A 7,862-nucleotide genomic window follows, 5' to 3' on the forward strand; every position below is an offset into this window, starting at 1 on the left:
TGACAACAACTCCTCTATATAACATTCAACAAGATATGTAGTCCTTGTTCGACCACATGCAATTGTTCTTCATCCAACTGGGCGAACAACCGTTGTTCACATCGGTGCTTCTCTTCTTCAAGCTCAAGATAACACTCGTGACCCTTCTGAGTTAGGGAGAGCAATACGGTTCTCCTATCGTGGGAATCAAACCTGGTCTTGACGAAATTCCGCTCAACCAGTTTGTTCACGACCCTGCTCCCGCGCGAGGGAGAAAGTTCCAAAATCGAAGAGAGATTTTTTGAAGTAAGCTCTTCATTACGGGCAATTGCGGAGATACATTCTACCTCTCCAAGGGTGAGATCATGGGTTTTACCAATCTCATCACCAAAATTACACCGTTTATTGATTCGCAATATATCTTCAATCATTTCTCTCCGAACTCTCCACTCCAGTGATCTGCAGGTATGATTGTTGCTATTAGCAACTATTGTTATACGCAATTAACCATATCCCTCTCTGCTTGTCAAGCGACCTAGGAAGCTTGTGTGACTATGCTACACACCTGCTTCCCACTTACATCATACTGCAGAATCCAAGACCAAAGTACTCCTAGAAATCTGTAACAGCATAATCTTGTGGATGAACTTGGAGCAAATCGGACAGAGAACAAGGACAAGGAAGCAAAGATGAGGATGTTTCAGCTCGCTAGAATGGGTTTTTGTGCATTGTCCATACGATGTTCCATGTTACTTGAGTGCCGATACATACGCTCTGTAAATCGCCTCTCGAATATGATCAGAATTGGGACATATAGGATGTGGAATTTTTGGTTCCTTGCGGTTATTCCATATCCATGATATAATTGCATTATTCAAGACAAGAATAATTGCATATTGATTGAAGCAATCATTCGACCACAGACCTCCTGTGTGCCCTGGGCTTACCTTTGCCTTTGGAACCATGGTAGGAGTAAATAATGAGGAATATCTATGAAATTCACCGAATCAGAACAACACATAGTAGATCGTTTTGACAAGGATATCAGCTTAGATCGCTGGCGCGATTGGAAGTGGCAGCTCAAACACTGTATTAAGGATGTCGCGACATTTGAAAAATTGCTCGACTATACCTTTCCAGAAGAGAAACGAAAGGATATTGAGACAACCATCAGCAAATTCCCCATGTCCATTACACCCTACTACCTGTCATTGATCGATACGGATAACATTGAAAACGATCCTATTTTTAAACAATCGTTTCCAGATATACGAGAGTTGGATATTGCTGCCTATGATATGGAAGATCCCCTCCATGAAGATGCGGATAGCCCGGTTCCCGGTATTACGCATCGCTATCCAGACCGGGTGTTGTTTTTGATAAGCAATGTCTGTGCGATGTATTGTCGCCACTGTACAAGAAAACGGAAGGTGGGCGATGTAGATAGTATTCCAAACCGAGATCAGATTGAAGTAGGATTGCAATATATTCGTAATACTCCGCAGGTACGTGATGTCCTTCTCAGTGGTGGTGATCCATTAATGCTCTCTGACGATTATCTTGAATGGATTCTCTCTGAACTACGCTCAATCGAGCATGTTGAAATCATTAGAATAGGTTCTCGGATACCAGTCGTCCTTCCCTATAGGGTGGATGAAAAATTGGTTTCCATGCTCAAGAAATATCATCCGGTATTTCTCAATACTCAGTTCAACCACCCCCGTGAGTTAACAAAATCTTCCCGTAAGGCGGTTGAGATGCTTGCGGATGCAGGAATTCCGATGGGTAACCAGTCCGTCCTACTTAATGATGTAAATGATTGCCCGAGAATCATGAAAAAACTTGTCCAGAAACTTACCTATAGCAGAGTCCGCCCCTACTACTTGTACCAATGCGATCTTTCAGAAGGCCTGACCCACTTTAGGACAAAGGTAGGTAAAGGAATCGAAATCATGGAAAGTCTTCGTGGACACACCAGTGGTTTGAGTGTTCCCACCTACGTGATCGACGCTCCTGGTGGCGGTGGAAAAATCCCCATCATGCCTAACTACATACTCTCCTGGTCAACAAACAAGGTTATACTTCGAAACTTTGAAGGTGTCATAACCACTTATCGGGAACCGGATGACTATGCTTCAGTCATGTGCGATCGAAATTGCGACAAATGTACGTTGGAACTGAAGATGAATGACTCAGATGAATTCAAGGCTTATGGTATAGAAAAATTGTTGGCTGACTATGATGAAAGCTATTCCATGACCCCGGAAGGCCATGTAAAGGCATCCGATGCTTATACAGAGGCGAATGTAGAACTAGGAAATAGCTAATATGGCCGATATGAATGACACCACCATGATGCTGGACGGCGCCCTCGTCCAGCATGGTACGAGTAATGACCGCATCTATCTGATGGATCTGGGATCAGCCGATCCATCGATTCTTGTCCCCGACCTTCTCGAATTAGCTAGGACGAATAACTACGGGAAAATTTTCGCCAAAATACCTGCGAAAAACTCCAAAGCATTCCTTGATGCTGGTTTCTTGATCGAGGCTAAGGCCGACAAATTGTTCCATGGGAAAGTAGATGGTCTATTTCTAGGTCTGTTTTTGGACAAAAATCGATATGAAGAGTCGCTAAAGAAAGAGTACGAGAACATATGTACTGTAGCCTTGGCAAAAGAATCGACCGATGAACCGACCCATGAATCGGTTCGCCTGTGCACCACCGAAGATGCCCAAACGATGGCCAAGATCTACGGACGAGTATTCGATTCCTACCCTTTCCCAATCGACAATCCGAAATTTATCGTCAAATCCATGGAAGAAGGTACTGTTTTCGCAGGAATTGAGACTGACGGGGAACTCGTTGCCCTCGCTTCAGCAGAATGTAGCGTCCAACACGACAAGCGTTATGCTGAAATGACCGACTTTGCGACCCTCCCCGACGCTCGCGGAAACGGCTATGCCCTCCAACTCCTTAGCTTCTTGGAGCAGGAAATTAAAGAGAAGGGTATACTCACAGCCTATACGATAGCCAGAGCAATTTCTCCTGGCATGAATGTGACCTTCGGGAAAGCCGACTACCAGTTCGGTGGTCGATTACACAACAATACCGATATCGCGGGAAATATCGAGAGTATGAATGTGTGGTTCAAAAGTCTTTGAGTATGATACCTATCGAGGAATCTGTATTTGTCGGGTAAACCAACTATGTAATACATCGTTGGTAGCGATAATATTGCTCGTCCAATCCTGCAGATCTCCCAGATCGATTGGGGATATTTTTCCACCAGCTTCAGCGAGTATCACCACTCCGGCTGCGATATCATGGTATCCGAGGTTGAATTCAATGAAAGCCTCAGCCCTTCCCGCTGCTATGTAACTCAGATGCAACGCCGCAGAGCCATAATCCCTCATCTCACCGGAATCCTTGCTGAGTACTTCGAGCATGCGCATATAGTCATCCATCCGTTGCATCTTCCTCAGAGGAGGTGAAATCATGATCACTGTCTCATGGGGATTACCGACTGTCGAAGCAGAAATCGGCTTACCATTAAGATAGGACCCTTTCCCCTCTTGAGCAGCAAACATCTCATCACCGGTTGGATCGTAAACCACCCCTATTACAGGATTCCATCGTTTCTCCTCGTAGGCAATACTGATGGTAAAACCAGGCAGTCCGTGGATATAGTTGGTCGTCCCATCTATGGGGTCGATAATCCAGGTACCCCCATCGCCATATTTTTCGAAACCCATCTCTTCACCGAGAAAGTTGTCCTCCGGGAAACGCTGGTGCAGGTATTCTTTGATCAGTTTTTCAGATTGAACATCCATGACCGTGACAAAATCATTCCTGCCTTTGGTTGCAGTCTGCAGTCCTTGGTCTGGCCTGTTTGCCAGGAGTTTCCCCGCTATGCGGGCAACCTCTTGTGCGGCTTGTAATCTCTGAGTTCTTCCATCACCATTTCCCATGATTGCCTTCCTTTGTCTACCATTGTCTCTGTTTGAATCGATACCGCAAGTATGGTCAAATTTATCCTTTAATGCAACGGATCCTTGTGGACAGGACGACAAGCCATCATCTACACTTGAAGGAAGAGGAGCACATGGATGCACAACAAGAACAACCGGGTGGTGGTGATCACCGGAGGAGCAAAGGGCATCGGAAGGGCAATAGCAGAAGCCTATGGTATACGCGGATACCGTTTGGTGATTCTTGGGAGAGATGCTACGGCATTGGATACTTGCCAATCTATTTTCAAGGCTAGAGGATTCGATATACTCGCCTTTCAGCTTGATGTCACCGACTGCGAAGCATGTGATAAGATCATTACTACGATAGTCTCCCATTATGGAGGCATCGATATCCTTATTCTTAATGCAGGTGTGTCAATGCGTGGCACTATTAAAGATACCACTGTCGACGTTGCCCGGAAGATCATGGATACGAACTACTTTGGAAGTCTGCATATGATCAAAAGCTCTCTGAATTCGATCAAAGAACGGAGGGGAAGTATAGTCTTTATTTCCAGTATCATGGCTTTATATGGCCTCGCTTACACATCATTTTATGGGGCAAGCAAGGCCGCAATTAAGGTACTATCAGAATCGCTCCGTTGTGAATTATCCGGTTCTGGTGTGCATATCGGTATAGTCCATGTGGCAATGACGCAAAACGATCCGGAAAAACGATTGTTTGGGCCGGATGGGACACCAATTTCACTACAGCATCGCAATCGTGCAGCATCACAAGAATCGGTTGCAGAGAAAGTAGTAACATGTACCGATAGAAGAGTCGCAGAGATGACATTGACCCCGTTGGGAAAATTCGCCAGCTTCATGTACCGACACTTTCCCCGTATAGCACGGCTGCTTACAACGAGGCAGAGTTCGGTTTCGAAATTATACAAGTAAACAGTGAATAGGGAGGAACGGGTGAATACAAAGATCGTATATAGAACCAAAACTGGACATTCACGTAAGATCGCGAAGGCAATGGCTGAAAATCTAAAGATCGAGGCAGTCGATGCGAAGGACAATCCAAAACTCGAGGCAGTGGATCTCTTGTTCATCGTGGGAGGAATCTACGGAGGCAAGAGTAACCCAGATCTCATCGACTTTGTACAAAACCTGGATCCACGACAGGTAAAGAGAGTGGCTTTGGTTACCTCTTGTGCTAGCCGGAAATTCTTCCAGAAAGAGATCCGTGCTGCTTTGGTCGCTAAGGGTATTGAAGTGGTAACGGAAGAGGTCGTATGCTGGGGAAGCTTCCTCATCTACGGATGGGGTCATCCCAATAGGGATGATTACGATGCTGCCATAGCCTTTGCCAAACGGCAGATGTAATCGCTGTCAAATAAGACTTATTGCGTCAAAGCCAGCTCAACCGCTTTAAGGATCACCATACTACTATAGGTTGCTCCGGAAACAACATCGAGTTCCACGCTCTGCTGTTCAACTATCCGAGAAGTGAGTGCTTCCGCTGGTTTTCCTTGTCCATTTCTATGTTCCAACAATTCAACGTTGGTGATCTTCTGATTCTGGATTTGGACTTGGGCAACCACTTTTACAGGAAACGCCTCATACGAGCCTTCATAGGTCCCGTCCGGAATACTTTGTAGATCGGGGGTGTCGATGGTAAGCGATGATAACTGATCCAAACCTTCTTCAGCTTGTCTGACAAAAGAACGAAATACAAAAATACTGATTACGATGATCACAACAACTGCCAATAAAACAATATAACGTTTTTTCAAGCTAAAGCTCCTTCATATTTTTTCGGGATGCGAACCATACCACAGCATAGATGATCGCAAGTACCAGGGGAATTCCCGTAATCATAGTGAAGGAAATGGTATCATACCCTCCCCCGAAGAATAGGAGGAAACCCACAGCTACGGCAAAAAATCCAAGACAACCCCACAATGGGGTTTTCCATCCAACCAAGGCCAAAATCATAACAATCAAAGAAGGGACACTATGGATGCCGAAGCCTAGGATATCACGTAAGGCAATAGTATCCGATTCGAAAGAATCCATTGCCAATAGAAATAGAACCAAGGCATAGGCTAGTGCAAGGACAGAGCCTATGACCAATAACAAGCGAATAAATTTTCCTGTCATTTTCAATTCTAACCTCTTCTTATCACATTACTATTTGCAATACCAGTACAACTAAATACCGTCTGCGTTCCTTTGCATCCTTCCAATCGATAATATTTTCACTTTTCCATCGAAAAATCTAGATTCTATGCTACCATTGTGACATAAAACAATAACTTTCGGAGGCGGCGTGATGAAAAAAACGCAAAAAAAACCATTGATAGTCAGTCTGTTGATTATCCTCATCTTTGCTTTGGGAGGATGTTCCTCCCTCCTTGGTCCTACTAGACCCATCTATTCCTACCCTACGGAGACGGCCTCCGAACCGGCTTCTGAACCGCAGCCGGAACCAACACCACCGGCACCCCAACAAAAACCAACTCCTCCACCGGAGCCTCCAAAACCTGCGACGCCTCCAGAGGAGTTCGTTTTCCAAGCTGATGCCGATGGCGTGGCCTATGTAAATCTCATCGATTGGCCATTCTCCATTATACTTACCGATCCATTGATCATCCTGTTCGATGCAGAAGAGACAGGTACATTTGAAATTATCCATGATGATTTCGCTCGCTTTCCGCTCTATATGAGCATCTATAGCTTCGATCAGGATGATGCACTTGCGGATAATTTGATTAATGGGAACCCAGCTGAGTCGTTACAAGTATCCTTAGAGGCGGGTAATACGTACATCTTAGGTATCGGTGTACTTTCTCCGAAGGATTTAAATAAAACCACACGATTCTCCATCAATTACCTCGGAGCATCGGTGGACCCTGAACCCGGATATATCTGGGTAGAGACACCACATCCCCACACTTACGATATTCCAGTTGATGAAGTAGAGAAGATTGAACTCGAATTGGAAGAAGCCGAACGACCCAAGGTATACCCGATTGCCAAAGATGTTGCTACTGCGGATGGTAATCAAGCTGTCCGGATGGCACCTTTCAAGGACAATCCCGCCAATGTATCGAAATCTGAGCTTAAAGGGAATATCGAAGGTGTACTTACAACCGCCGACAGCCCCTATACAGTAGTTGGCGATATCACAGTTGCAGAAGGTAAATCCTTAGTCATTGAAGAAGGTGTTCTCTTACGGTTTAAAGATAATGTGAAGTTCCAAGTCAATGGAACTCTTGATGTCCGTGGTTCGGCTGGAAGGGAGGTCGTCTTTACCAGCGAAAATGCTACCAAGGAAGGTTCATGGATTGGAATTATCTTTAACAATGGCTCAAAAGCCAAATTGAATCATGCCAGAGTCCTCTATGCAGGCGCCAGAATCGTTCTTGAAGGTGCATGGCGTAATTCCGCCCTGTATACTCTCGGGAACGCAGCACCAATTATCGAGCAGAGCCAGATAGCATATACAGCTGGAAGTATCATCCAGCTCTTCAACGATTCCAAGCCTACGATCACCCATAGTGACCTTGACAGTGCTTCCTTTATCGCACAAGTACAATCTCCCTCATCTGACTTTACCAATTTGCAATACAACCGGTATACAGCAATCGAAAACCACGGTATACGGTTGAGTTATGGCAATGTCAATGAAGTCGACTTCACGCTACGTTCCTACGACAATCTCCCCTATAACAGTGGCGGTCTTAAGATCAACCAGAGTGCAGTTATGACGTTGGCCGAGGGCGTCGTGTTGAAGTTCGATGCGGGTAGCGGTCTGGAAGTCGCTGGAAAGTTGAAAGCCAGGGGTGCCACGGGAAGACCGGTTATCCTTACCAGTGCGAACGACGATATCGCTGGCGACACCAACGGTGACGGTAGTA

Annotated in this window: 9 protein-coding genes; 5 read left to right on the plus strand and 4 right to left on the minus strand. The window is 45.4% G+C overall.

From position 1 onward, the window contains the following. Positions 1–14 precede the first annotated feature (14 nt). The gene (locus ACODJP_RS01245; RefSeq protein ID WP_422477637.1) at positions 15–410 is read right to left on the minus strand and encodes a MarR family winged helix-turn-helix transcriptional regulator; all 396 of its coding nucleotides are present in this window, start codon (positions 408–410) and stop codon (positions 15–17) included. Between the two features lie 561 nt (positions 411–971). Here ACODJP_RS01245 and ablA point away from each other — a divergent pair. After that, entirely contained in the window at positions 972–2,306 is a 1,335-nt protein-coding gene (ablA, locus tag ACODJP_RS01250; protein WP_422477639.1) for a lysine 2,3-aminomutase, read from the plus strand. A gap of 1 nt (position 2,307) precedes the next feature. Continuing rightward, positions 2,308–3,144, plus strand: coding sequence for a putative beta-lysine N-acetyltransferase (gene ablB, locus ACODJP_RS01255; protein ID WP_422477641.1), 837 nt, complete (start codon positions 2,308–2,310; stop codon positions 3,142–3,144). A 9-nt stretch (positions 3,145–3,153) separates the two neighbouring features. On the opposite strand, the gene ACODJP_RS01260 is transcribed toward ablB, so the two are convergent. Next, a complete protein-coding gene (locus tag ACODJP_RS01260) occupies positions 3,154–3,951 on the minus strand; it encodes an inositol monophosphatase family protein (RefSeq protein ID WP_422477643.1) in 798 nt (265 codons plus the stop codon). A gap of 138 nt (positions 3,952–4,089) precedes the next feature. On the opposite strand from ACODJP_RS01260, the gene ACODJP_RS01265 reads away from it, so the two are divergent. Beyond that, positions 4,090–4,893, plus strand: a complete 804-nt coding sequence (locus ACODJP_RS01265; protein WP_422477645.1) for an SDR family NAD(P)-dependent oxidoreductase — start codon at positions 4,090–4,092, stop codon at positions 4,891–4,893. A gap of 21 nt (positions 4,894–4,914) precedes the next feature. Continuing rightward, entirely contained in the window at positions 4,915–5,325 is a 411-nt protein-coding gene (locus ACODJP_RS01270; RefSeq protein WP_422477647.1) for a flavodoxin domain-containing protein, read from the plus strand. Positions 5,326–5,342: 17 nt separating this feature from the next. On the opposite strand, the gene ACODJP_RS01275 is transcribed toward ACODJP_RS01270, so the two are convergent. Beyond that, positions 5,343–5,735 (minus strand): FMN-binding protein, encoded by a 393-nt coding sequence (locus tag ACODJP_RS01275; RefSeq protein ID WP_422477649.1) that lies wholly within the window; start codon positions 5,733–5,735, stop codon positions 5,343–5,345. A gap of 1 nt (position 5,736) precedes the next feature. Further along, the gene (locus tag ACODJP_RS01280; protein WP_422477651.1) at positions 5,737–6,102 is read right to left on the minus strand and encodes a DUF7670 domain-containing protein; all 366 of its coding nucleotides are present in this window, start codon (positions 6,100–6,102) and stop codon (positions 5,737–5,739) included. A 172-nt stretch (positions 6,103–6,274) separates the two neighbouring features. Here ACODJP_RS01280 and ACODJP_RS01285 point away from each other — a divergent pair. Continuing rightward, positions 6,275–7,862: hypothetical protein (locus ACODJP_RS01285; protein ID WP_422477653.1), on the plus strand; the 1,588-nt coding region annotated here is incomplete at its 3' end.

This window comes from Pleomorphochaeta sp. DL1XJH-081 (genome assembly GCF_049310885.1).
Lineage (GTDB): Bacteria > Spirochaetota > Spirochaetia > Sphaerochaetales > Sphaerochaetaceae > CAYZJV01.